Annotated in this window: 21 protein-coding genes; 19 read left to right on the top strand and 2 right to left on the bottom strand. The window is 33.6% G+C overall.

Going from position 1 to position 24,396, the window contains the following annotated elements; all coding sequences use genetic code 11:
* Nucleotides 1-28: 28 nt before the first annotated feature.
* The 4 genes from AOC36_RS08555 (at nucleotide 29) to AOC36_RS08540 (ending at nucleotide 3,058) form a co-directional block, all read left to right on the top strand.
* A complete protein-coding gene (locus AOC36_RS08555; protein WP_067633356.1) occupies nucleotides 29-352 on the top strand; it encodes a hypothetical protein in 324 nt (107 codons plus the stop codon).
* Entirely contained in the window at nucleotides 353-1,852 is a 1,500-nt protein-coding gene (locus AOC36_RS08550; RefSeq protein ID WP_067633354.1) for an LTA synthase family protein, read from the top strand.
* 3 nt (nucleotides 1,853-1,855) lie between these two features.
* Nucleotides 1,856-2,737 (top strand): diacylglycerol/lipid kinase family protein, encoded by an 882-nt coding sequence (locus tag AOC36_RS08545; RefSeq protein WP_067633352.1) that lies wholly within the window; start codon nucleotides 1,856-1,858, stop codon nucleotides 2,735-2,737.
* A gap of 138 nt (nucleotides 2,738-2,875) precedes the next feature.
* The gene (locus tag AOC36_RS08540) at nucleotides 2,876-3,058 is read left to right on the top strand and encodes a hypothetical protein (RefSeq protein WP_067633350.1); all 183 of its coding nucleotides are present in this window, start codon (nucleotides 2,876-2,878) and stop codon (nucleotides 3,056-3,058) included.
* Between the two features lie 402 nt (nucleotides 3,059-3,460).
* Here the strand turns inward: AOC36_RS08540 and AOC36_RS08535 are convergent, their stop codons facing one another.
* Nucleotides 3,461-3,754: a hypothetical protein gene (locus AOC36_RS08535; protein WP_067633348.1), complete on the bottom strand. Its 294-nt coding sequence runs from the start codon at nucleotides 3,752-3,754 to the stop codon at nucleotides 3,461-3,463.
* A complete protein-coding gene (locus AOC36_RS08530; protein WP_067633346.1) occupies nucleotides 3,747-6,242 on the bottom strand; it encodes a PHP domain-containing protein in 2,496 nt (831 codons plus the stop codon). Before AOC36_RS08530 ends, AOC36_RS08535 begins: the two co-directional genes overlap by 8 nt.
* Before the next feature lie 731 nt (nucleotides 6,243-6,973).
* On the opposite strand from AOC36_RS08530, the gene AOC36_RS08525 reads away from it, so the two are divergent.
* From AOC36_RS08525 to AOC36_RS08455, 15 genes are all read left to right on the top strand, one after another.
* Nucleotides 6,974-7,753: a hypothetical protein gene (locus AOC36_RS08525; RefSeq protein WP_067633344.1), complete on the top strand. Its 780-nt coding sequence runs from the start codon at nucleotides 6,974-6,976 to the stop codon at nucleotides 7,751-7,753.
* Nucleotides 7,754-8,272: 519 nt separating this feature from the next.
* Nucleotides 8,273-9,685, top strand: coding sequence for a sugar transferase (locus tag AOC36_RS08520; RefSeq protein WP_067633342.1), 1,413 nt, complete (start codon nucleotides 8,273-8,275; stop codon nucleotides 9,683-9,685).
* 14 nt (nucleotides 9,686-9,699) lie between these two features.
* Nucleotides 9,700-10,866 carry a beta 1-4 rhamnosyltransferase Cps2T gene (gene cps2T, locus AOC36_RS08515; RefSeq protein ID WP_067633340.1) on the top strand — a complete coding sequence of 389 codons (1,167 nt, stop codon included), beginning with the start codon at nucleotides 9,700-9,702 and terminating at the stop codon, nucleotides 10,864-10,866.
* 461 nt (nucleotides 10,867-11,327) lie between these two features.
* A complete protein-coding gene (locus tag AOC36_RS08510) occupies nucleotides 11,328-12,209 on the top strand; it encodes a hypothetical protein (protein WP_470295748.1) in 882 nt (293 codons plus the stop codon).
* A 66-nt stretch (nucleotides 12,210-12,275) separates the two neighbouring features.
* Complete coding sequence (locus tag AOC36_RS08505) at nucleotides 12,276-13,337, top strand: glycosyltransferase family 2 protein (protein ID WP_067633337.1); 1,062 nt, start codon at nucleotides 12,276-12,278, stop codon at nucleotides 13,335-13,337.
* Nucleotides 13,334-14,257: a glycosyltransferase family 2 protein gene (locus AOC36_RS08500; RefSeq protein ID WP_067633335.1), complete on the top strand. Its 924-nt coding sequence runs from the start codon at nucleotides 13,334-13,336 to the stop codon at nucleotides 14,255-14,257. The genes AOC36_RS08505 and AOC36_RS08500 overlap by 4 nt, the downstream gene beginning before the upstream one ends.
* Nucleotides 14,258-14,376: 119 nt before the next feature.
* Nucleotides 14,377-15,393 carry an SDR family NAD(P)-dependent oxidoreductase gene (locus AOC36_RS08495; protein WP_067633333.1) on the top strand — a complete coding sequence of 339 codons (1,017 nt, stop codon included), beginning with the start codon at nucleotides 14,377-14,379 and terminating at the stop codon, nucleotides 15,391-15,393.
* Between the two features lie 97 nt (nucleotides 15,394-15,490).
* On the top strand, nucleotides 15,491-16,375 hold the full coding sequence (locus tag AOC36_RS08490) for a hypothetical protein (protein ID WP_067633331.1): 885 nt from the start codon (nucleotides 15,491-15,493) through the stop codon (nucleotides 16,373-16,375).
* A 95-nt stretch (nucleotides 16,376-16,470) separates the two neighbouring features.
* On the top strand, nucleotides 16,471-17,502 hold the full coding sequence (locus AOC36_RS08485; protein WP_067633329.1) for an acyltransferase family protein: 1,032 nt from the start codon (nucleotides 16,471-16,473) through the stop codon (nucleotides 17,500-17,502).
* Between the two features lie 176 nt (nucleotides 17,503-17,678).
* Complete coding sequence (gene rfbA, locus AOC36_RS08480) at nucleotides 17,679-18,554, top strand: glucose-1-phosphate thymidylyltransferase RfbA (protein WP_067633327.1); 876 nt, start codon at nucleotides 17,679-17,681, stop codon at nucleotides 18,552-18,554.
* Complete coding sequence (gene rfbC / locus AOC36_RS08475) at nucleotides 18,554-19,099, top strand: dTDP-4-dehydrorhamnose 3,5-epimerase (protein ID WP_067633325.1); 546 nt, start codon at nucleotides 18,554-18,556, stop codon at nucleotides 19,097-19,099. The genes rfbA and rfbC overlap by 1 nt, the downstream gene beginning before the upstream one ends.
* A gap of 18 nt (nucleotides 19,100-19,117) precedes the next feature.
* A complete protein-coding gene (rfbB, locus tag AOC36_RS08470) occupies nucleotides 19,118-20,143 on the top strand; it encodes a dTDP-glucose 4,6-dehydratase (RefSeq protein WP_067633323.1) in 1,026 nt (341 codons plus the stop codon).
* A complete protein-coding gene (gene rfbD / locus AOC36_RS08465; RefSeq protein WP_232505362.1) occupies nucleotides 20,112-20,984 on the top strand; it encodes a dTDP-4-dehydrorhamnose reductase in 873 nt (290 codons plus the stop codon). The genes rfbB and rfbD overlap by 32 nt, the downstream gene beginning before the upstream one ends.
* A 363-nt stretch (nucleotides 20,985-21,347) precedes the next feature.
* Complete coding sequence (locus tag AOC36_RS08460; RefSeq protein ID WP_067633319.1) at nucleotides 21,348-22,304, top strand: hypothetical protein; 957 nt, start codon at nucleotides 21,348-21,350, stop codon at nucleotides 22,302-22,304.
* Nucleotides 22,305-22,910: 606 nt separating this feature from the next.
* On the top strand, nucleotides 22,911-24,395 hold the full coding sequence (locus AOC36_RS08455; protein WP_078055130.1) for a sugar transferase: 1,485 nt from the start codon (nucleotides 22,911-22,913) through the stop codon (nucleotides 24,393-24,395).
* The last annotated feature ends 1 nt before the right edge of the window (nucleotide 24,396 follow it).

Raw genomic sequence — 24,396 nt, 5'->3', positions numbered from 1 at the left:
TATATGAATAAGTAATGTAGGAGGACCCATGATTCAATTTGTCTGTTATTTCTTTCCAGCGGTATTAGCACTCCGCTTCGATAAGAATATTGGGGGATCAAAGTCAAAAGATTTATTTGAGATTGTTACAATGTATGTGTTATATGTCATTCTCATAAATGCAGTGATATATATTATTTTCTATCTATTTGCAGTGTATCGTTACTACTACTTTAGAGTTGCGCATTTTAATGTATCCTTTACTTTAAAGTATCTCATGCTTGCATGTCCATTGGCATGGATCATACCAAATATGAAACACTTGCTAAAAAAACATCTAGAAGTTGATGTAAACGTATCGAGGAAAGTATAAATGCATAAGTTTTCAAAAGGGATAAAAATAGGGTTATGGATTCTTGTAGCGTGTTTATTTGCAACACCGGTGTTCTTACAAGATCAATTTGGGCAAATGGATTTTGAACAGATTCTTTTTGTTATGCTTAGCGAAGGGGATGGTGCAAACATCGATATCGTGTTTGACTTTCTAATCTTTGCACTTCCATATCTCTCGTTTTTTGTGGTGGTTGCTTACTTATTTAGTGTTGTTCGTCAATACAATTATGAGTTTCATGTTCGGTTATTTAAAAAGCAATTCAATCCAACCATAACATTTCAAAGAAGTTTTAAAAACACGGTCTTTAGTGGGGTGTGTATTGTTCTTTCTTTAGCATTATTCATCAATGGCAAATTGGATATATCAGGGTTTGTTATTGAACGCATGAATCCAGGGTCATTATATGAGACGTATTATGTGGATCCAAATACAGTGGAGATTACATTCCCACAAGAGAAACAAAACTTAATCTATATTGTTTTAGAATCAATGAACAACAACTTTACAGACATTAATATCGATGGAAGCACTGTGAATTTAATTCCTAACTTAGAACAACTCTCACTTGATAATTTAAACTTTTCTAACAGTGAAACATTAGGGGGACATGTTCAAGCACGTGGACTCTCTTGGACTGTCGCAAGCCTTGTAGGACAAACGTCAGGGGTGCCTCTACAAATTCCGATTGGAAATAATCAGTATGGTAAAAATGGTGTGTTTTTACCTGGTATCACAACACTTGGAGAAATCCTAGAAGACAATGGGTATTCAAACTATTTCCTCATGGGCTCAGATGGAAACTTTGGTGGTCGCCAGACTTACTTTGAAACCCATGGTAACTACACAATATATGATACGAAATATCTGAAAGAAATTGGTTTTATCCCTGAGGACTATCATGTGTTTTGGGGTATGGAAGACAGCAAGCTGTTTGAGTTTGCGAAGAAACAACTTCTAGAGATTTCCGCAAACGATGAACCGTTTAACTTTTCAATGTTAACCGTAGATTCACACTATACGGACGGATATACAGATGGCTCATGTCCTGCTTCTTACAATACAGATTATGCGAATGCATATGAGTGTTCAGATCTTCAAGTGATTGAGTTTATTAACTGGATTCAAGCACAAGATTTCTATGAGAACACTACAGTCATCATTGTTGGTGATCACAATACCATGAACAATAATTTCTTAATGCAATCCGTAAATAGTGAGTACACACTTTATAATACCTTCATGAATATAAACACAGCGGTAGATGAGCGCGCGACTGTTAATCGTGACTTTATGGCAACCGATTTATTCCCAACAACACTTGCTGCACTAGGTGCAGAAATTGAAGGCGACAAACTTGGATTGGGCACAAACTTATTCTCTAACCAAAAGACACTTTTAGAGACATTAGGATATGATACACTTGATGCTGAGCTTGCCCTAAAATCCATTTACTACGAAAACAATTTCTTAAGGAAATAACCCATGGTTAATAAAAACTTGCTCGTCATTTTCAATCCAGTATCAGGTAAAAACAGTGGTGACCTTGATTTGATTCAAAGTACCCTTGACGATGCAAACAAGACGTATGACTTATTAAAGACAAAAAATGAGAAAAGTGTTGAGAAATATTTGAAGAATCATCGGGATACATATGATGTTATTTTAGTTGCAGGTGGTGATGGTACCATCTCACAAACTATTGATGCTATGATTCATTACGACATCAAAGCATCGATGTGCATTTACCCAAAAGGCTCTACAAACGAATTTGCGCTTGCTTTAGGCATTACTAAGGACAGTCTTCATAATCTTGCAAATAACACGCAAGAACCGCTTAAAATTGATATTGGGGCCTATAATGATAACCATTCATTTATTTACTCAATGACCTTTGGTAATTTCACGCATATTACCTATAAAACCCCACAACAACTCAAGAATATCTTTGGACACATTGCATATTGGTTGTATGGGATATTCACATTCTATTTTCTTAAGATTAGAACCTATGATATGAAAGTAACCTGTGATGATGAAGTGTATGAAGGTCAGTTTGTATTTGGTGGTATTTCAAATTCAAACTCATTAGGAACCGTGATTCAACTTCCTGAAGTATCCTTTAATGATGGTGAATTTGAGTTGATGTTAATTCGAAAACCCAAGAAACACAAGGACTTCAGAAATCTATTGTTATCGCTTGTCATGAAGCAATATGACAACGAACTGTTTATTCAAACAAAAGGAAAAGATATTCGCTTTGAATCCAAACGAGAATACTCGTGGAACAAAGACGGAGAATTTGCTGGAAGATTAAACTCCTTGCACGTATGTGTACGCAAAGACTACCTAACGCTTTATCGATAATCGGTAAAGCGTTAATTTATCAGTTGAACACCCTAACAAATTAATGATAAAATAAAGGTGTAAATACAACTGATACTGCACTTCCTAAAATAAGATTAGGTTTTAAACGAATTGTTATTATAGAAAAGGAGGTGCTGTATGGATTTGTCAAATCTCGATTTTTTTGATAAGTCACCAGAAGAAGAACTCATCAGACGATTAGTCAAAACTGGGCTCACACGACTTGAAGCAGAATTTCTACTTTACTGTTTCTTCTCAGACCGACTCGATGATATCTCAAGACCAGACGAAGATTCTATATTGAACAATCAATACTTCTAGTGATTATTATGCATAAAGTCCCAACTCTTAAGCACAAGGGTTGGGATTTTAGTGTACAAATCGAAAAAAAATTTTGCCGTGAAGTAAAAATATTTATTTAAAACTCATTAAAGAATGACTTTATATCATATAACAAGTTTTGTAATCATGATATTTTTGAGAATGTTTTGTAGAGAACTATAATATTTCTAGTAACAAATGTATCTGTCAATTAATCAAAAATAATCAAATACCTTTTATTTTGGTATGTTTATCTGCTTTGTGTTCCATTATTTCACCTTGATGCTGACAGATATTGAGTGGTACAAAATCAACAAACAGGGTTATTTTGCCTAATATGTTTTTACCACCGCTCTCTAGGTGATCAAAAATTTTGTATCAAATCATTAATTATTCAAAAATCTATTTTGTTTGCTCATTCTCTTCCTTAAATTTGGAAAATTCGGATTTCGCTTTCTGAATAATATTATTTTTATCATCCAAATAAGCTGAAAAAAATTGCTTGTACTTTTCACAAATACTTTTTAATCTAGGGTCTTGGACACTTTCGTCTATTTCTAGGTTATCTTTGTGAAAATCTGTAATTGGATCAGTTAGCTTAATAACGAATTGTTTATATTGTTCCTTATCTTTCAAGCAATAATCTTTACTATCATAACTAATAATTACTTTTTCATCTTCATTTATTCTAATCATTAACTGTCTCCTTTAGTTTGAAATCATACTTAGTTAAACGCATTTTTAGATTTTTTTCTCCACCATCTAATGTATCTACAATACTCTTTTTCATTGATGCATCAATAATTCTTCCAGAACTGTAAGATAGAGTATTATCATTTTCAGATGCAAATATAAGGTTATCAGAATCACCATTGATAATGACTGCAGCTGAGTGACTTATCACAAAGAGCTGTATATCTAATTTTAACTGTCTTATTCTATTTATTAGTTTATCAGTAATTGTTTTTGTGTCCATATTATCTTCAGGTTGATCCAGTATAATATATAAATATTCCTGGCTCAATATAGCTTTATCCAAGAATATATCTAGTAAAATTTCAGATTTCTTCCCAGGAGAATAATTATTTAACTCTTTTCCATTAAAGTACAATTTAAAAATAAATTCATTTACCGAATTAATACTTTGCTCGACATTGGAAAAATACTTATTCAAGTACTGTGAAGAAGATTTAAGACTAGTTGGTTTATATTTATTTCCATTAAAATGTGCCCTGAGCTTATCAATTTCATTATATGAAAGCAGAATTTTTACCATGTATTCATTATATTTCTCGCTGTTTTGGATTTTTAATTGAGTTGAAATAGTATCACAATAACTATTGCTATCTTCAATTGAAGTTGAAATAATCAATTTATCAGTTGTGTTTACGGTTATTTCACCACTACTTTTCTCATTTTTCAACTCCTCTGTTAAATTTTCAATGTAGTCGTATGATTCTTGAATAAATGTCCTAAAACTGGTAATTTTATTTAACTGATTTATAGCATTGCTTCTTGATGTAACAAAATCCTGAGCCTCTGAATCACTTTTTTTATTCCCAAATTCTATTTTTGATATTAACTCCTCAATTAGTTTTTCTCTGACATGAATGTTCTCTAAACTTAATTCACTAATTTTTGTGTTGGTTTCTTCGACATAATCAATTAACTGTGTTGCCATATCAGCGAACGTTGCCTTAAAATCATCAACAATATCATCAAATTCATTCATTTCTACGTATTTAATTTTCGGATGTTCTATTTTTTTCACATTTATCAAAGTGCTCATAAGATTTGAGATAAGTGTTACATTATTCTCAGAAAATTTGCGTATTCGTTCTTTGTTGTCTTCGAAATCATCTCTTTTTAGTGTGGGTATCATAAATTCATCATTTACACTTTTCTCTAGAAAGGAAATATCATCCAAATTAAATATTTTGCTAATGTCCATAGTATCTATTAGATTTTTTTCTTTTAAAAGCATTTTCTTAGATTTAGCAATAAAACTAGCAGTTTGTTTAGAGATATCATCCTCCATTTGGCTGCACAATTCTTTAATGAAATCGATTTCCTTAACGTCTCCATCGTTATATATATTCAATAAACTATTTTGAGACAAGTACTTAGATTTAGGGGAGTTATTCTGATATTTTTTTCCTTTTACTTTATATAATGTTGAAGAATGATCTACATAGTTATTGTAATTATCCACATTTTTGTTGCCAAGGACACTACCTAATAGTGATTTCCCCGATCCTCTTGATCCAATAATCCCGTTAAGTGATGGGGAAAATGTCAGAATAGTTTCCTTTGATGTTTTGTCTTTAGAATTTTTCATGGTAATTTTGATTTCCTCTAAATAATTCTCTCGATTTGACTGAGGATTAACACTCTTATCATAAGAAGTGAAAATTCTACTTTCGGGATCTGATAAAGGAAGAACAAGTGATTCAAATTCGCCATCAAAATTAATCCAAGAGAATTTAGTTCCGATATCTTTCAATTCTATAGCATCAGAAAAGAAAAATCTCGCCAAAAGTGTATTTAATTGATTTTCAAAATAATTGCTAATCACTCTTGTTTTCTTCCCACCTTCAATAGCATACTTATTATTATAGTAAAATAAATTATGTTTATATTTTATGTTTGGATCATAGGCTTCCCCATCTTTTGTATTAGGTAAATAATCTGATAAATTTCTATCACTTTTACATTCATGAAAAACCAAGTAATAGTCAATATTCTTGAATATATTTTGAATGGAACTCAGTTCGAAGTAAATCCCTTCAGTCCTCTTTGAGGTTGTTTTTATATCTGCTTCATCAACTTCAATATTTTTAGATTCTAGAAGTTTTTTTAGTTGAACCCAAAATATATCTATATCTGCATATGAAAACCAAACTATTCCATGAAAATAATTATTCTGTACATACAAACTATGTTTGTTAACTATTTCTTCATCTATTGCTATATTAAGTTCTACGCCACCTATCAAATATAACTCTGGGATTTCTTTCTTAAGTTCTTTATACAACGATACATCTACTACATTATGATCTGTGATTGAAATAACATCTAAAAGTGGTTCATTCTTCAATTTATTGATAAAACTGGTTTTGTCATAGCCTCTACTGTAGCAGGAACTAGAATGCATGTGTAAGTCACATTTTTTGAAACTATCCATAATAATCTCCAATCTTTAAATTGTTTTCTTAATGATAATTATAGACTATTGTTTCCAGATTTGATATATGTTGTGTAAGAAAGTTGGAAAAGGCAATATTTTGTTTACTTTCAAAATTAAATGTCTAAAGGTGTTTATCACTGCTGAGAAAGTAATCTTGTGCTCGTACAACGGAGAATCAATTTCTCTCAATTTGAGCAATAACTATAAACAATGCTCATTTTAATTGAGATTTTGCACAATTATTTTCTGTATGTATTTGTTTATTATACTCTTTTACTCCACTGAAAGGTGTATGGTGGAATATTTGAATTACTATCCAACAGTTTGGACGTCATTATATTTATTAAAAAATGAAAAGTTCAAGGTTTTCAAAAAAGAATCTTATGAAGACAATTATAGATTCTTAACAAAAGAATAGACATTTTGTAGAATTAGCATTCGAAATAGTGAGATTGTAACATATATAAATTAGGGATTCCCAAACCTCTTTAAAGTATGAGGTGACCCCAAGATTGCTTTACCCTAGGATATTGTGTTTTGAGCAAGATCCAAGTAAAGTCTATTAACCCTTCAGTGAAGATTTATTTTTGCATTCCTGGAAATGGAAATGAGTATATTTATATATTTACATTAACATTTATACTATGACATCATTTGTCATAAATTTGATATATAATAGTAGTAAATAGATCTAAAAGGATCTGTGATATTTGTAAAGGAGATCAATTATGGAGCCGTCTAAAGTTATCAATCAAATCAGAAGAATGCTTGTAATCATACAAAACTATGAGGTAGCACTAGAGAGGATGGATTCTGCCAAAAGGAGTCTAGTAGATGCTGAACATTATATTCCGAAAAATTTGAAAATGTTTGATGAAACGAATAAAGATAAATACATCCTAGAACAAGTTGGTGATAAACCAAAAGCTTTAAACAAATGGAATCCATTTAGTTATACTCAAAAACGTAAAACAAACATGGAAGAAGCTAACAAACACTATGATTACAAAAGACAATTAGCTGAAAAAGAGTACTATGAAAAATATGCTAGTCATAGAAAACGTCTTATGGAAGAGGACAATGCAGAAAAAATGCATAAAATTCGATCTGCTAAGTTAGAGATGGATGCTTCTCAAGAACTTTTTGTATTAACGGAAAGTGCTTGGAGAAGTGAAACTCTATTTCCCGAAAAAATAAGAACATCTGAAGCGCTTAAAACTATACTGGAGCTTTTTGAAGAAGGAAGAGTCGAAACCGTAAAAGAGTCGATTAATCTATATTTTGATGAACTGAGAAAAGATAATGAAGAGAGATTAGCTGCTGAACATCGAAAAAAAATTGAAGAAATGATAATATTACAAAACGAAAATATACAGAAAGCGATTGATAATTCTGAAAAAGCGATATCTGATTCTAGTCAAGCACTATTTATGGCTCAACAAGCACATGATAAGGCTGAAGAAGCTTACAACTTATCTAACTCGATAAGTAGCAGAATTGATTTATAATTGCGATATCTGAATTATTTAGATTTATATCAATAAATGGCTACAACTGTTAAGAAACTTGGGGATCAAGTAAAATTCATTGAAGGAACCGAGTACATGATGCATTTTGAATTGAATTAGTTATTAAAGACGTTCATAATGCAAACAACCAACAAGTGATTTTTCCTTTTTCTACAATATTGATAAGAGAATCTAAATTTGATGCGATTGGTAAATTGAAGTTGAAGATGTGATTGGATTATTTAAGAAGACAAGATTCATAAGGGCAGATAAAATGCTGAATAGTATGTTGTGCTTATATTTGGTAGATAATATAATATACGAGTATATCTCATTATCTTGCAATTTTAGAAAAATCTGATATATTGTATCAGTGATAGTACGATTGATCGTTCAATTTTGAAGGTTAGCCGTATGTGTGCAAAATAGGTTTATTAAATTTCAAGATTTAGTGTTATAATGATTCTATTAATGAATTAAATATTGAATTTGAAAAAAATTGCTTGGGGGGGATTTTTTTTGACTAGAAATAAAAAGCTCGAATTAGCTGTAACAATAACAGATGTTATATCTTTAAGCGTGAGCTACCTAATCGGTTCAATTTTATACTTAATTATACTTCAAAATAATGTGCCCTTTTTTAAGGATATCTTTGTTCATACCTATCTTCTGTTCATCTTATCCTTGTTTTTGGCTGAACTCATAACTTTAGGAAAAAACAAATTATTTCTAAAAAGAGATTATCTACAAGAAATGTATAATATCATCAAAAACATAGCATTCATGGGAATGTTTTTTGCGCTTCTGGTCTTTACGTTAAGTTTCTCAATGATCGTATCCAGGGGTGTTTTTTTGTTGACGATTATTATATATGTGTTTGTTGGATACTGTGGAAGAATGGTACTTCGTACAGTATATAAAAAAGGGATGACCAATAAATCTCAAATACTCTTAGTCGTCACAACAAAAGAAAAAGCACAGTCAAAAGACAAAATGAATATAATTCAAAATGGACAACTTGATAATCGTATCGAGTTGGTTATCGTAGACGAAGACTGTGTGGGTGAAGCAATTAATGGTTTCAAGGTGGTTGCAAATCTTGATACATTGGTTGAGTATACCCGCTCACAGATTGTTGATTCAGTCTTACTCATGTTAAACAATGGTTGGTGGGGACGCATTGAAACCATGGTTAATGAAATATGGACAATGGGTGTTGTTGTTAATTTAGGGGTAGATCTCTTGTCATTTTATAGTGGCTATCCAACACAAGTTAACCATATCGGGGATTATCCTGTACTATCCTTCTCAGAAACAGTACCAAGTGAAGAGTCCTTATTCATTAAACGAGGCATTGATATTGTTGGTGGGCTTGTGGGCTCAACAATCACACTACTAGTCGCCATAATACTGGGACCAATTATCAAACTTGAATCACCCGGTCCTATTTTCTTTAAACAAAAGCGCGTAGGCCTAAACGGACGTTACTTCTATATTTATAAGTTTCGATCCATGGGTGTCAATGCAGAACAGCAGAAAAAAGAGTTACTGAAAGACAATGAAGTCGAAGGACATATGTTTAAAATGACCAATGATCCACGGGTCACAAGGGTTGGTAAGTTTATTCGCGCAACAAGTATTGATGAACTTCCACAGTTCTTTAATGTTGTTAAGGGAGAAATGAGTTTGGTTGGGACACGACCACCAACTGTCGATGAATTTAAGCATTACAGTTCACATCACAAACGAAGACTCAGTATGAAACCTGGGATTACAGGGATGTGGCAAGTAAGTGGAAGGAGCAATATTACAGATTTTGAAGAAGTTGTCCGACTGGATACAGAGTACATTGACAACTTCACATTAATTTTGGATTTCAAAATTCTCTTTAAAACTGTAATTGTTGTGTTTGCGAAAATTGGTTCAAAATAAGGGTAGGGGAAAGTATGAAAAATGTATTTGTTATCGGTTCAAAAGGGATTCCATCCAATTATGGTGGTTTTGAAACCTTTGTTGAAAAACTAACGGAATATAATGATGTTAATCATACAGAAATTAAATATCATGTATCGTGTTTATCCGATAATGACCAAGAATATGAACATAATAATGCACGGTGTTTTAATGTTAAGGTACCAAACATAGGGCCTGCAAAAGCTGTGTATTATGACATTGTTGCTTTAGATCATGTGTTAAAATACATCGAAAACAATAAAATAGAAGACGCAATCATCTATGTGTTAGCGTGTAGAATTGGACCATTCATTGGACATTTCAAAAAGAAAATGGAAAAACTTAATGTCAAACTTTTTGTTAATCCAGATGGTCATGAATGGAAAAGAGCTAAATGGAATTGGTTAATTAGAAAGTATTGGAAGTACTCTGAAAAGTTAATGGTAAAGCATGCTGATTTGCTCGTGTGTGACTCGATTACGATCGAAGAATACATAAAGACGTGTTATGCTAAGTTTCAACCAAATACAACGTTTATTGCTTATGGTGCAGATGTCAGCAAGTCACCCTTAGTAGAAACGGATCAAAAAGTAGTAGACTGGTTTCAACAATTCTCAGTTGCGTTTGATCAATACTATCTTATAGTCGGAAGATTTGTTCCGGAGAATAATTATGAAACGATGATATCTGAATTTATGAATTCTAATTCACAGAAAGATTTAGTGATCATCACGAATGTCGAGAAGAATAAGTTTTATGATCATTTAAAAAATAAAACGGGATTTGAAAGTGATCCAAGAGTTAAGTTTGTTGGAACAGTTTATGACCAAGATTTATTAAAGTTTATAAGAGAAAAAGCTTTTGCTTACCTACATGGTCATGAGGTAGGTGGGACGAATCCATCACTTTTAGAAGCATTAGCATCAACGAAATTAAATCTGCTTTTGGATGTAGGATTCAACAGTGAAGTTGCAAAAGACCACGCAATTTATTGGTCGAAAACTGCGAGTAGTAAGGGTGTAAGTTTAAAACAACAAATCCATCGTGTTGAAGAAAACCAGGATGTTATAAGTCAATTGAATGCGCAACAAGTAATCATTGATCATTATTCATGGGATAAGATTGTCAATGACTATTCACATTTATTCTTAAGTGAATAGATGATTCATGAGTTAGGTCTATGCTGATGCAGTGATCTTTTTTAATCGAGAAAGAGATGATTGCATAAATGTATATCTTAGGAGGAAATATGAGAAATTCAAGATTGTTTAATTTTATGGAGGATAAACAAAAGTCAAATAGGATGTTTGTTAGTGTTCTCATATTTGTGAGTCCTTTTATTGATATGTCCATTTATTTTGGAAGTGTAATGAACTTAGGAATCCCGATTAATCAAGTTATGAGATTATTAATGTATATATTATGTGTTTTTTTTATCGCGTATAACTCGAAGCGTCACACCAAGTTTTGGATAGGGATAAATCTAATTCTATATTTAAGTGTATTGATCTATCAACTTATGGGTATTTCAAAAAGTTTAATGCTAGATATAAATTATGCCTTGAGAGTATCTTATTGTTTCTCGGTGTTAATACTACTGGATTGCTTACTCAGAAATAAGATGATTACATCACAATTTCTAGTAAAGAATTTGGTGTTTGCCTCACTAATTGTCTCAATTAATATTATTATCAGTCCATTTGGTTTCGGATTGGAATCATGGATATGGAGATTTGGATATCGTGGATATTTTGATCATGGAAATGTTATAACACAGCTCCTACTCATTACCTTAATGCTATTTATTTCGTATCAGGATATGTTTACATATAAAAAGAGTTTCATCGCTATCACTGTATTAGCACTCCTGTTAACAGGAACCCGTGCAGGTCAGATTGCAATTCTGTTAATTATTGCGATGATTGTGTTTTACTACGCATTCTATGATCATTCGATCAGTTCAAAAGCAAAGAAAAATCTGAGGATATTTTTTTATTGTTCGATTGTACTCATCATCATAGGCATTTTTGCAAGTTCATATTATTTAAGCAGGAATGCTGATTATACGAACTATGACTCTATTTTGAGTGCCATTCTATCGTATCGAAATCATATGGCACTTCGAACATTCAACCATTTTATAGGACAAACCCCACTGCAGATTACTGTATCCAGTATTTTTGGTATGGGTTATTCAAGCATTATGAGTGTGCTCTTATCGTTTGGGTTGACTCCGACGTTAGAGATTGACTTTCTCGCTGCGTTCTTCTATTCAGGAATATTTATTTTTATATTTATCCTTGCCATCAATTGGAAGGCATTTAAGTCAGTATTATCACAGTTTCGTACGCATCATAAATTTGACATATGGATGTTAATCACTGCATTAGTTGTTTCAAATTCATTGGCACTTATTAATGGTCATGTTTTCTTTGAAACGCTCGTGTCACCATATTTTTATAGTTTAATTGCGATTTGCATCAATGGTAAACATGTACGATAAGCAAGCAAGTAATAAGGGGTAAAGCATGAATATCACATTATAAATGTGATGCTTTGGGGGGGCTATATGAATAAAATATCAAGTGATAGGAAAAAACTATCAATCATAATTCCAATTTATAATGTAGAGAAGTATTTAAGTGATTGCCTTGATTCAATCAAGAAACTTGATCCTACAGAATTTGAAGTAATTTGTGTAAATGATGGGAGTACCGATAACTCAAAAGAAATTGCGCAACGCTATGTAAATGAGAATCCTGAATTGATTTCATTATACACCAAGGCAAATGGTGGGTTATCTGATGCGAGAAACTATGGACTTGATCAAGTTACTGGCGAGTATGTGACGTTTTTAGACTCTGATGATTGGGTGAATGCACCGATCTACACTTCGATGTTAACGACAGCTTATCAAAAAGACGCGGATGTTGTTGTATGTAATTACGTTGAGTACACGGATGGTGACGAAGTGTTGGTCAGTGACAATAACATTGGGGACAAAATTGTTTATGAAGCAATGGTATGTAATAAAATCTTTAAGACATGCTTATTCAATGATAATGCCATTCGTTTTCCAATTGGCCTTCATTATGAAGATAATTTAACCTGTTATATCCTGTTAGGATATTCAAATCATATCGTAAAGCTTGATGAAACATTATACTATTATCGACAAATGCGTGAAGGACAGATAACAAGTCAATTTAATGACAAAATATACGACATCAACAAAATCGGGGAACAATTATATGAAGGCTTTAAACCTATGCCAACATACAATGACTTAGCGTCTGATTTGGAGTTGTTATTTATTCGAAATATTATGTTTCGAACCCTGCCCAAAATCGTGCGTCTCAATCGAATTCACATCTTCAAATCAAAGAAAGAAATTTGGAAAGAATATCAATTTCTTGAATCCTATTTTCCTGATTGGTATCTCAATGAGTCACTGAAAAAAGATGACAGTGGATATTTTAAAGGCAAACTAGGGAAAGGACACGTAAAAAAGATAAGAGCTTTGAAATATAGCTTAGTACTCTTGGTCTTATTCGCAATGAGTGGGAAACTATACAGTATTCGTCATAAAAACCCATCCATAATGATGGTTAAGGAGGAATCCAAATCTTGAAATATTCAATCATAATCCCAGTCTTCAATTCTGAGAAACATATCGAACGGTGTTTACTTTCAATTATCGCAAATAACTTTGATGATTATGAAGTAATCATTGTCGACGATGGTTCAATAGATCGCACTGCAGCCTTATGCGAAACAATTATCCGTGAACATAACACAATCAAGTATGTTCGCAAAGAGAATGGGGGGGCTTCTTCAGCTCGTAACGTTGGGATTAAACAGTCAAAAGGTGACTATATCCTTTTTGTTGATAGTGATGATGAGGTCAATCAATCCTATTTTAAACACTTGGATAAAATTCTTGAGGCTGATAAAGAAACAGACATGATTTTGTTTAATATTGATCCAGAAAGCACGTTAGCGAAAACAAAACCAGCTTTTACAAAACATGAACTTTATAAAGCCTTAATTTCGTATGAGTATAATGCGCCATGGAATAAGTGCTATTTAGGGTCTATCATTCGAGATCAAAATATAGTGTTTGATGAACAGGTCGTTTTTGGTGAAGACTTACTTTTCTTTATTCAATACTATGCGTATGTAAATCATCCACACGCTTTGTATGAACACATTTATATTCAACATATGAATCCAGAATCAATTACGAATTCAAAGCTAAAGTTTGATGAATTAGCAGACTTGGATAAAGTCTTCAGGACCTTAATTGAGGTGTGTGAAACTAAAGAAGATGAGGACATCGTCATCAATAAAGCATTCTCAATTCTTTTAAATCGTTATGTTCGATTGATTGACCAAGTTAATGATAAACATAAGGTTCAGGATGAATTTATGAAATACCAAACAGTGAAGGCTGTATTTGAATATCAAAATTTATCGACTGTAAATCAAGTAAAAAAGACACTGGTGACAATTGGTTTGGGGGGTCTACTCAAAAAAGTACTAAAAGGATAAAGAGATGGTATATCAACAGTATCGCGATGAATTTAGCATAAAATCATTCATGTTTCGCGATATTTATGGGTAAAGAGGTTTATGAATGATTAAGACGAATCGTAAAGGAGTAAGCAAAAATGTTTAAAGACAAAATATTATTAGTAACTGGTGGAACCGGATCATTTGGACATGCGTTAGTGCGTCGTTTCATTAAAGAAGATATCAAAGAAATTCGCATCTTATCACGTGATGAAAAGAAACAAGATGATATGCGTAAGGAATTCAATGACGATCGTCTTCAATTTTATATTGGGGATGTACGCGATCGTTCAAGCATTGTCCATGCAGTACGGGGTGCAGATTTTATATTCCATGCTGCTGCGCTTAAGCAAGTCCCTTCTTGTGAGTTTTTTCCAGTTGAAGCCGTAAAAACCAATGTATTGGGAACGGATAATGTGCTTGAAGAAGCAATTGCTCAAGGTGTAAAACGGGTTGTTTGTTTATCTACGGATAAAGCAGCCTATCCAATCAATGCAATGGGGATATCAAAAGCCATGATGGAAAAGACCTTTGTTGCGAAAGCAAGAATGGCTCGTGATACAACCATTATTTGCGGAACCCGTTATGGAAATGTTATGGCTTCACGTGGTTCTGTAATCCCACTCTTCTTAGATCAAATTAAAGAAGGCAAACCCCTCACCTTAACAAACCCTTATATGACCCGGTTCTTAATGAGTCTTGATGAGGCGGTTGACCTTGTGTTATTCGCATTTCAAAATGGGAAACCTGGGGATTTATTTGTTCAAAAATCACCTGCAAGCACCATACAAGACCTTGCAAATGCGATTTTAGAACTGACAAAATCAGCGGTTGGTTCCCGTGTGATTGGAACCCGACATGGTGAAAAACTCTATGAAACATTGCTTACCAAAGAAGAGTATGTGAAATCCGAGGACTTTGGGAATTATTACCGTGTACCGATGGATCAACGTGACTTAAACTATGATAAGTATTTTGTAGAGGGTGAAGAGAATACAAGTGAACAAGAGTATAATTCACACAATACCTATCAATTATCAATTCAAGAGATTCAAGAGAAACTGTTGGATCTTTATGAAATTAAGGATACACTCAAAACCATGTTGAAGGATTAGCGTTTTGAAAGAACACTTTAGTAGATGTAGAAGCTATCAAGGCTACAATCAATACACACATTACAATTAATATATGAGAAAATATGTGGAGAGTAATATGACAAATCAACTTAAAAATTATCAAGATTTAAGCGTTTTAATTAATTCTTGTGACGCATACCAAGATCTTTGGGAACCTTTTCAAATACTCTTTAATAAATTTGGTGGCATGACATTTGAAAATGTATCGCTTAATAGTGAATCTGGAGGAAGTATTAAACCCAATATCAAGGGGATACAGACAGGTCATGGTTCTTATGGGAACAGAATGATCAAAGCATTGACACGTATTGATCGTGAATTTGTACTGATTCTTCTCGATGATTTTTTTATTCGAGAAGCGATTGATCACAGGATGCTTGATCAACTCATCGGACTGATGAAAGAAGACCCATCGATTGCATGCATATCCTTTGATGATAACCTTCAGTTTGGACGAGTATATAATGAAGCAATGCACCTAAATGTTACAGCTCAATATGCACCCTATAAGTTAAATCTTCAAGCAGGTTTATGGCGCACACAGGATTTCCTTTCTTTTTGGGATGATGCAGACAACCCTTGGCTTTGGGAGTTATTTGGAAACATCAAAGCAGTACAGTCAAAAAAGACATTTTTATATATCAGTGATCTGAACTACGCACCGATTAAGTATGGAAAGAACTCTGGAGGATGGGCTGTTTATCGTGGAAAATGGGTTGAAGAAGATGTTGTGCCTTTATTTAAAACCCATGAGATTGAAATTGATTTTAGTAAAAGAGGATTCTTTACAGAAGATGACATGCAATCTTTAGGCATCCCGATGAAACTAAAAATAAAGTATATCTATAAAAAATTAGGGGTAGGCGTTTTATTAAGATACTTTCAATTCCTTGTTAGTAAGACTATTTTAAAAAGAACGTATTCATCATTTGAAGAATTTCTTGAAAGGAAAGGCAAATAAAAAACATCGGATGTAATAAATTAGATATTGTGATTGCGATGCGTATGTATTATATCAATACGCAATTCATGGATTATCTTTAATAGGAGAATACAATGACAAAACATACAGTGAGAAACAATTATTTAGACTTTTTAAAAGGATTCGCAATAATATTTGTGGTATTGGGACATAGTATTCAGTTAACAGGTGGCATCGAATTCGCAAACTATCTCCTCTTTTTTTATAATCCATTATTCATTATTATTTATTCATTCCATATGCCCCTCTTCATGCTGATCAGTGGATACCTATTTAGTTTTACGAGCAAGAAAAGAAACATTGGATCGATTATTAAAAATAGGATCAGAACTTTGCTAGTTCCAATCACAATCTGGACACTTATCTGGTTTACGATTGACCATTATCTAAATGGTAAAATGCTCTTAAGCTTAAATGAGGTTCTTGAATACTTTACGGGAACGTTTTGGTTTCTGTGGTCTGTATTAGTCTGTTCACTCATTGTAATGCTTGTAGATAAGACAACAAAAGGTAAACTTAGTTTTGTGATTTACTGCATCATATTTGCATTATCCTTTATTTCATTGGATCAGTACTCATTTCATATGCATAAATATATGTTTCCGTTTTTCCTAGCTGGATACTATACGAATAAATATGAGAACACACTCAAGGTGTCTAAACGTGTAGAAGCAATCCTTGCATGTATATGCTTAATCGTGTTTGGATTCCTATTCAAAATGTATACAATCGACACTTCAATTTACATATCCATGTTTTCAATTTTGGGTCGGTCTGCAGAGACAATTATTTATTATGATATGTATCGTTATGCAATTGGATTTGTCGGCTGTTTTCTTGCTTTATTTGCATTGAAACACATATATAAATGGGTGCCAGATTCTATTAAACACTGGATATCAGATATGGGTAAGAATTCTTTGGGGATTTACATTATTTCAAACTTCTTGTTTATCTTCCTAATTAAGCGTCTGTTTGCTCCATTACAAGGACTTAATTATTGTGTCGTAGGTATCGTTTCAATAATTATGCTTCTCTTGTGTAATGTCATCACTCAGCAAATTAAAAAGTCAAAGATCTGTTCGGTGTTGTTATTTGGGCGATAACAGGTATGAAAAAAAAGAATATTAAGAAAATGACAAGAACACGCTTTTAAACATAGTGGATAAAGTCTATTAAAAGATATGGTTAACAATTTTACCATGCATAGATTGATATACAGATAACACGGTATAAGTGTAGGGTAGTAATATTTAAAATTTAAAATTTGGGAGGGAAAAGCATGAAAGGTATAATACTCGCAGGAGGATCAGGAACACGACTCCATCCACTGACAAAGGTTACAAGCAAGCAATTACTTCCGGTTTATGATAAACCGATGATTTATTATCCATTAAGCACACTGATGCTTGCAGGAATAAACGAGATACTGATTATCTCAACACCACAAGACTTACCAAACTTTGAGAGGCTTTTAGGTGATGGAAGTCAATTCGGATTATCACTTTCTTATAAAGTACAACCATCTCCTGATGGATTGGCTCAAGCCTTTACCTTAGGTGAAGCATTCATTGGTGATGATTCAGTAGCCCTGGTACTTGGAGACAACATCTTCTATGGGCGTCACTTTGGTCAATCTTTGAAGCATGCTTCATCTAAGACGTCTGGAGCGACTGTATTTGGATACTATGTCACCGACCCAGAACGGTTTGGTGTTGTAGAGTTTGATGAAAACGGTACAGCAATCTCAATTGAAGAGAAACCATCTGAACCTAAATCGAACTATGCAGTAACTGGGTTATACTTCTATGACAATAAAGTGGTTGAATATGCAAAGAACTTAAAACCAAGTCCACGAGGTGAATACGAAATCACAGACCTGAATGCAATTTACCTTGAAAAAGGTGAATTAGAAGTTGAAGTCCTAGGACGTGGATTTGCGTGGCTTGATACCGGTACTGTTGAATCACTGTTAGAAGCAGCACAATATGTAGAAGTCATGGAGAAACGTTCTGGAATTAAGATCAGTGCTCCTGAAGAAATTGCATACCGTCAAGGGTGGATATCGAAAGAAAAACTCTTGGAATCTGCAGAACTGTATGGTAAGTCACCGTATGGTCAACATTTAAGAAATGTGAGTGAAGGGAAGATTCGTTAATGAATAAGACAGAAACTAAACTTGAAGGGTGTGTCATTCTTGAACCCAAAGTATTTGGAGATCATCGTGGATGGTTCATGGAATCCTATTCTAAGAATACTGTAGAAAGCTTAGGGTTAAACTATGACTTTGTTCAAGATAATCACTCATACAGTAAGATGAAAGGGGTACTGCGTGGTATTCACCTACAGAATGCACCCTATGCCCAAGCGAAGCTTGTACGCTGTACACGCGGTGCAATCTTAGATGTCGCCGTAGACCTAAGAGAAGACTCTAAAACCTATAAACAATGGATCTCTGTAGAACTCAGTGCAGAGAACCAAAAACAACTCATGATCCCTAGAGGGTTTGGACATGCCTTCGTAACACTGAGTGATGATGTAGAAGTACAATATAAAGCCGATAACTTCTATGATTATCCAAGTGATCGAAGCATTCGTTATGATGACCCTGAACTAAATATTGATTGGGGAATTGATAATCCAGTATTATCTGATAAAGACAAAGCTGCACCGTTTCTAAACGATGCAGATATCAAATTCTAATAAAGGAGATCATAAAAAATGAAATATTTAGTAACAGGTGGAGCCGGGTTTATTGGCTCAAATTATGTATTCTATGTATTAAAACATCGACCAGAGATAGAAGTAGTCTGTCTTGATGCATTAACCTATGCAGGAAACCTTTCAACACTTAAAGATGTGATGGATCATCCACAGTTTAAGTTTGTGAAAGGGGATATTGCAGATCGTGATTTCATTGATCAACTGTTTTCTGAAGAACAGTTTGATGTTGTTGTGAACTTTGCAGCAGAAAGTCATGTCGACCGTTCAATTGAAAATCCAGGGATCTTCCTACAAACCAATGTATTAGGGACACAAACACTGCTTGATGCATCGCGTAAATATAATGTGAAACGATACCACCAAGTATCAACTGATGAAGTATATGGTGACCTTCCTTTAGACCAACCTGAACTTTTCTTTACGGAAGAAACCCCAATTCATACATCATCCCCCTATTCTGCTTCTAAAGCAGGTTCAGACCTTTTAGTTCAAGCATACAACCGTACCTTTGGATTACCCGTAACGATCAGTCGCTGTTCAAACAACTACGGACCTTACCATTTCCCAGAGAAACTCATTCCTTTAATGATCAGTCGTGCACTGGCAGATGAAAAACTTCCTGTATATGGAAAAGGTGAAAATGTAAGAGACTGGCTTTATGTGGAAGACCACTGTAAAGCAATTCAAATGATTCTTGAGCATGGACGTGTTGGTGAAGTCTATAACATTGGTGGACACAATGAACGCACAAACTTAGAAGTTGTGAAGACAATCCTTCATGAACTGAACAAGACAGAAGATTTAATTACGTATGTTACCGATCGTAAAGGACATGATCTACGGTATGCAATTGATCCAACCAAGATTACTACAGAACTCGGATGGACTCCAGAAACAACCTTTGATGAAGGCATTAAGAAAACAATCAAGTGGTATCTTGAAAACAAACCATGGTGGGAAGAAATCCTCAGTGGTGAATATCAAAACTACTATGAAACGATGTATGGACAACGAGGCGAATAAGATGAAAGTATTAGTAACCGGTGGTAATGGACAACTGGCTTATGATGTGAAGCTTGCCTTAGATAAAGCAGGGATAGACTATAAGTCAATAGACTTTGAAGATGCAGATATCACAAACGAAAAAGAAATCAAAAACCTCATTCGGGATTATGCACCTGATGCAATCATACACTGTGCAGCATATACTGCAGTAGACCAAGCAGAAGATGATAAAGAAAAAGTAGAAGCGATTAATGTATTGGGAACTCGCTATATTGCGGAAGCTTCAAAAGAGATTGATGCAAAGCTTGTATATATTAGTACTGATTATGTCTTTGATGGTGAAGGAACACAACCCTTTGAAGTTACAGACACACCCAATCCAGTAAGCTGGTATGGGATTACGAAGTATCAAGGAGAACTCGAAGTCCAAAAAGTACTTGAGAAATACTTCATTGTTCGCATATCATGGGTATTTGGTGTGAATGGGAATAACTTTGTAAAGACCATGCTTCGTTTAGGAAATGAACGCGATTCACTGAATGTTGTGAATGACCAAATTGGATCACCAACATACTGTGGGGATGTAGCACCAATCTTAGTCGACATGATTCAAACAGAGAAATATGGTATCTATCATGCAACCAATGAAGGCTTCTGTTCATGGTATGACTTTACACAAAAAATCTTCGAGATTGCGAATATCAATTGTGAAGTAAAGGGTATTCCAACACGTGAATATCCAACACGCGCAGTAAGACCTTTAAACTCAAGAATGTCAAAACAATCACTGATTGATGCAGGCTTTACTGTTCCACGTAAGTGGGAAGAAGCTTTAGAAGCAATGATTGAATTACTGTAATACACGCATATTATTAACGAGAATAAAATACGAATTTGGTTAACACACTAACACTACAAAAATGGTCGTAAGTCCTTAATTTAAAGGGTTTGCGACCATTTTTGATTAGTATCAAACACGCGTTATATCTAGATTTCATTAATTCACCACATTCACAGTGTCCCTTTGCATTGTGAAAAAATTTAGGGTCAGCCCACATACCAACACAATCACCTCAGAAAAATTACCACCTATGTTTTTAGAATACCCGTATCATAATAAGATTACAGATGTTATAATATTAATTTATAAAGGGATTATTGAGAGGATAGTGTATGGATATAAAGTCTGGGGAAGGGTTTGTGAAAAAACCTGTGAAACCGGTTGTTTCTAAAAGTTTTTGATAATCGAAAACAACCATTTATTAGAAATAAATCGAAAGAGACATTTGTGTTGATTGACAATCTATCCGCTCAACTTTTCAATGTACCACAGCTCATTGAACAATTTACGAATGGGAAAAGCTTGGCCTTCAATGTATCAAGAGAACTCGCCCATAAGATATCAAGTGGTGAGCTAGAATTTATCCGAAAAGGAAAAACAGGTGAAGCGGTGGGGATATTGCGTGATGCTTTATCAAAGAAAACTTTTGCACAGCTGCCAATTAAAGAAATTCCGCTTGAACTTGGAGTTTTAATTGCAAGTATGGGTTTAACGAATGAATTGCAAAAGATGACACAAAAACTAGATGAATTAGGCGACAAGATTAATAGTGTAAATCGCAATTTTGATTCGAATCGATATGCAGAGGTTCACGCTGCTCAAGCTAAGTATCATTATGCTTTATTAAGTAAAGATATAGAAGTGAAAAAAACACTCTATCTTGAATCATTATCACAGTCCACAAATGCCTACAACTTATTATTAAACCAACTTTACGAAACGAAACAGAAGTTTAGAGATTCAAAGGAAAATATACGGTTTTTCTCAGCAATAAAGTCTAATCTTGAAGAAGAAGAGAATGTAGCAGAAGTCGCATTGTATAATTTGAATTATCTCAAAGATGCATTTAGTCTACAGATTGCGAGTCTAGCTGGACTCAAAGAATACGATGCACTTGGGCATGCACTACAAGATTTTAGAACAGTCATTTTAGAGGAGTTTTCAAAGGAAGAATCATTATTTCTAGACGGCCATCTACCACCAAAATATGGAAATCCATTCTCCTTTTTATCAAGCAATGTCATTGATACGACGACATCAATTATTGAGTACATTGATAATAATGAAGACTTACTAGAATTACATTTGTATCCAAACACATTACAATTAAGGAAATAGGGTGATACTTGATAATAGCACCTAATTATTGTAAGGAAAGGACTGTGGAAGAGAAAATAATGCAGGGGAAAAGTACTCAAGCTAACACGTACAGAAACACAAAGAGAAGAAAAGGAATGTTGCACTACAAATTCTATTACTCACCCCCGCAAGTCTATTGCTTGTCTTAAAAGTAGTGAAGAACAAAAGAAATATTAAATAGTACATTAGATCACAATACGACCGAGCCAGTTGAGGGTTCGGTCTTTTCATGTGAAGTAGTCTGACATTTAATTTATAGGAGAATACAAGACATAACTGTTTGGATCTTAATCATCATGATAATGATAAATGGTCAATCGCTTAATTTTCACAACAATTCACCATGGCCACGTGTTGGTTTGAATACAACAGAACCCTAGAATACACAAGTTTTTCAATGCTATCATTGTTTTACCCTTAATAGTGCAAATAATTTCACAAATTCAATAATAATCTATCAAAATCTATATTTTGAGAGAAAAATCTTTACAATATGCTCAAAATTCGGCAAAATGTTTCAGTACAGAGAAAATTCTTTATAAGAAAGTGCTGTTTAAACAACATATTCTATATTAAAATGCTATAATGTTCTATGTAGTCATAGGAAATTTTGATATGTATCAAAATTTTAGATATTATAAGGTACGGAGGGGTATTTTGAATCGGACTAAGAAACTAGAGCTGTCGGTCACTATTGCAGATATACTATCATTGAGTATCAGTTATATTCTTGCAGCTATTATATATCTTATCATTTTTCAGGATGAACGAGTTTTCTTTGATCAATCATTTGGTCAGACTTTACTCATCTTTTTGTTGTCGCTTTTTTTCGCAGAAATTATAACGCTTAGTAAAAATAGATTGTTTCTAAAAAGAAACAATGTTCAAGAAATTTACAATATTATAAAAAACATAGCATTCATGGGAATGTTTTTTGCTGTATTCGTTTTTATTATGAATTACAGTAAGTCAGTATCTCGTGGAGTATTTCTACTGACATTAGTAATTTATGTCTTTGTTGGGTTTATTGGAAGATTAATTATTAGACGATTTTACTTGAAAGGTCATTTAGCAAACAAACAAAAATTAATCATCGTGACAACATACGAGAAGGCACAATCACAAGAGAAACTAGATATCATTCAACATGGTTCAAACTATGAGTTTGTTGGTTTTGCCATTATAGATAGAGATTGCATAGGCGAATCAATTAATGGCTATAAAGTAGTCTCTAATTTTGAGTCTGTAGTTGAATTTACTCGTAAAGAAATCGTAGATTCGCTCTTATTTGTTGTAGATAACGGTTGGTGGGCAAAAATTGAGCCAATCGTAAGTGAAATCTGGTCAATGGGTGTCGTAGTGAATTTTGGCGTTGATTTGTTGGAATTCTATGATGGAGTTCAAACTCAGGTAAACTACATAGGTGATTACCCTGTACTCTCATATGCACAAGCCTTTCCAAGTGAGGAAACATTGTTTCTTAAACGAATTATGGATATTATCGGAGGGTTAATTGGTTCTGCGATTACTTTACTTGTGGCTATTATATTAGGGCCAATAATTAAACTCGAATCACCGGGCCCTATATTCTTTAAACAGAAAAGAGTAGGACTTAATGGAAGGTACTTCTATATTTATAAATTTAGATCCATGGGTGTCAATGCAGAGCAACAAAAGAAAGACCTCTTAAAAGAAAATGAAGTTGAGGGACATATGTTTAAGATGACAGATGATCCACGAGTTACAAAAGTTGGTAAGTTTATCCGTGCAACCAGCATTGATGAGCTTCCTCAGTTCTTTAATGTTGTTAAGGGAGAAATGAGTTTGGTTGGGACACGACCACCAACAATTGACGAGTTCAAACAGTATAGCTCACACCATAAACGAAGATTGAGCATGAAACCTGGAATTACTGGGATGTGGCAAGTAAGCGGAAGAAGTAACATAACAGACTTTGAAGAAGTTGTACGGTTAGATACAGAGTACATTGATAACTTTACATTAGTATTAGACTTCAAAATTTTGTTTAAGACATTAATTGTTGTATTTGCGAAGATTGGATCAAAATAAA

The sequence above is a fragment of the Erysipelothrix larvae genome, from assembly GCF_001545095.1.
In the GTDB taxonomy this organism is placed as follows: Bacteria; Bacillota_I; Bacilli_A; order Erysipelotrichales; family Erysipelotrichaceae; genus Erysipelothrix; species Erysipelothrix larvae.
The sequence above is the reverse complement of the archived record's forward strand: the minus strand, read 5'-3'. Positions and strand labels throughout refer to the sequence as shown.

Excerpts from the sequence above, each read along its gene's own strand:
- AOC36_RS08505 (WP_067633337.1), top strand. The coding sequence starts at position 12,276 with ATGAATAAAATATCAAGTGATAGGAAAAAACTATCAATCATAATTCCA.
- rfbA (WP_067633327.1), top strand. The coding sequence starts at position 17,679 with ATGAAAGGTATAATACTCGCAGGAGGATCAGGAACACGACTCCATCCA.
- AOC36_RS08495 (WP_067633333.1), top strand. The coding sequence starts at position 14,377 with ATGTTTAAAGACAAAATATTATTAGTAACTGGTGGAACCGGATCATTT.
- AOC36_RS08490 (WP_067633331.1), top strand. The coding sequence starts at position 15,491 with ATGACAAATCAACTTAAAAATTATCAAGATTTAAGCGTTTTAATTAAT.
- AOC36_RS08510 (WP_470295748.1), top strand. The coding sequence starts at position 11,328 with ATGATTACATCACAATTTCTAGTAAAGAATTTGGTGTTTGCCTCACTA.
- rfbC (WP_067633325.1), top strand. The coding sequence starts at position 18,554 with ATGAATAAGACAGAAACTAAACTTGAAGGGTGTGTCATTCTTGAACCC.
- rfbD (WP_232505362.1), top strand. The coding sequence starts at position 20,112 with ATGAAACGATGTATGGACAACGAGGCGAATAAGATGAAAGTATTAGTA.
- AOC36_RS08485 (WP_067633329.1), top strand. The coding sequence starts at position 16,471 with ATGACAAAACATACAGTGAGAAACAATTATTTAGACTTTTTAAAAGGA.
- cps2T (WP_067633340.1), top strand. The coding sequence starts at position 9,700 with ATGAAAAATGTATTTGTTATCGGTTCAAAAGGGATTCCATCCAATTAT.
- AOC36_RS08550 (WP_067633354.1), top strand. The coding sequence starts at position 353 with ATGCATAAGTTTTCAAAAGGGATAAAAATAGGGTTATGGATTCTTGTA.
- AOC36_RS08555 (WP_067633356.1), top strand. The coding sequence starts at position 29 with ATGATTCAATTTGTCTGTTATTTCTTTCCAGCGGTATTAGCACTCCGC.
- AOC36_RS08535 (WP_067633348.1), bottom strand. The coding sequence starts at position 3,754 with ATGATTAGAATAAATGAAGATGAAAAAGTAATTATTAGTTATGATAGT.
- rfbB (WP_067633323.1), top strand. The coding sequence starts at position 19,118 with ATGAAATATTTAGTAACAGGTGGAGCCGGGTTTATTGGCTCAAATTAT.
- AOC36_RS08545 (WP_067633352.1), top strand. The coding sequence starts at position 1,856 with ATGGTTAATAAAAACTTGCTCGTCATTTTCAATCCAGTATCAGGTAAA.
- AOC36_RS08530 (WP_067633346.1), bottom strand. The coding sequence starts at position 6,242 with ATGGATAGTTTCAAAAAATGTGACTTACACATGCATTCTAGTTCCTGC.
- AOC36_RS08525 (WP_067633344.1), top strand. The coding sequence starts at position 6,974 with ATGGAGCCGTCTAAAGTTATCAATCAAATCAGAAGAATGCTTGTAATC.
- AOC36_RS08455 (WP_078055130.1), top strand. The coding sequence starts at position 22,911 with ATGTTCTATGTAGTCATAGGAAATTTTGATATGTATCAAAATTTTAGA.
- AOC36_RS08540 (WP_067633350.1), top strand. The coding sequence starts at position 2,876 with ATGGATTTGTCAAATCTCGATTTTTTTGATAAGTCACCAGAAGAAGAA.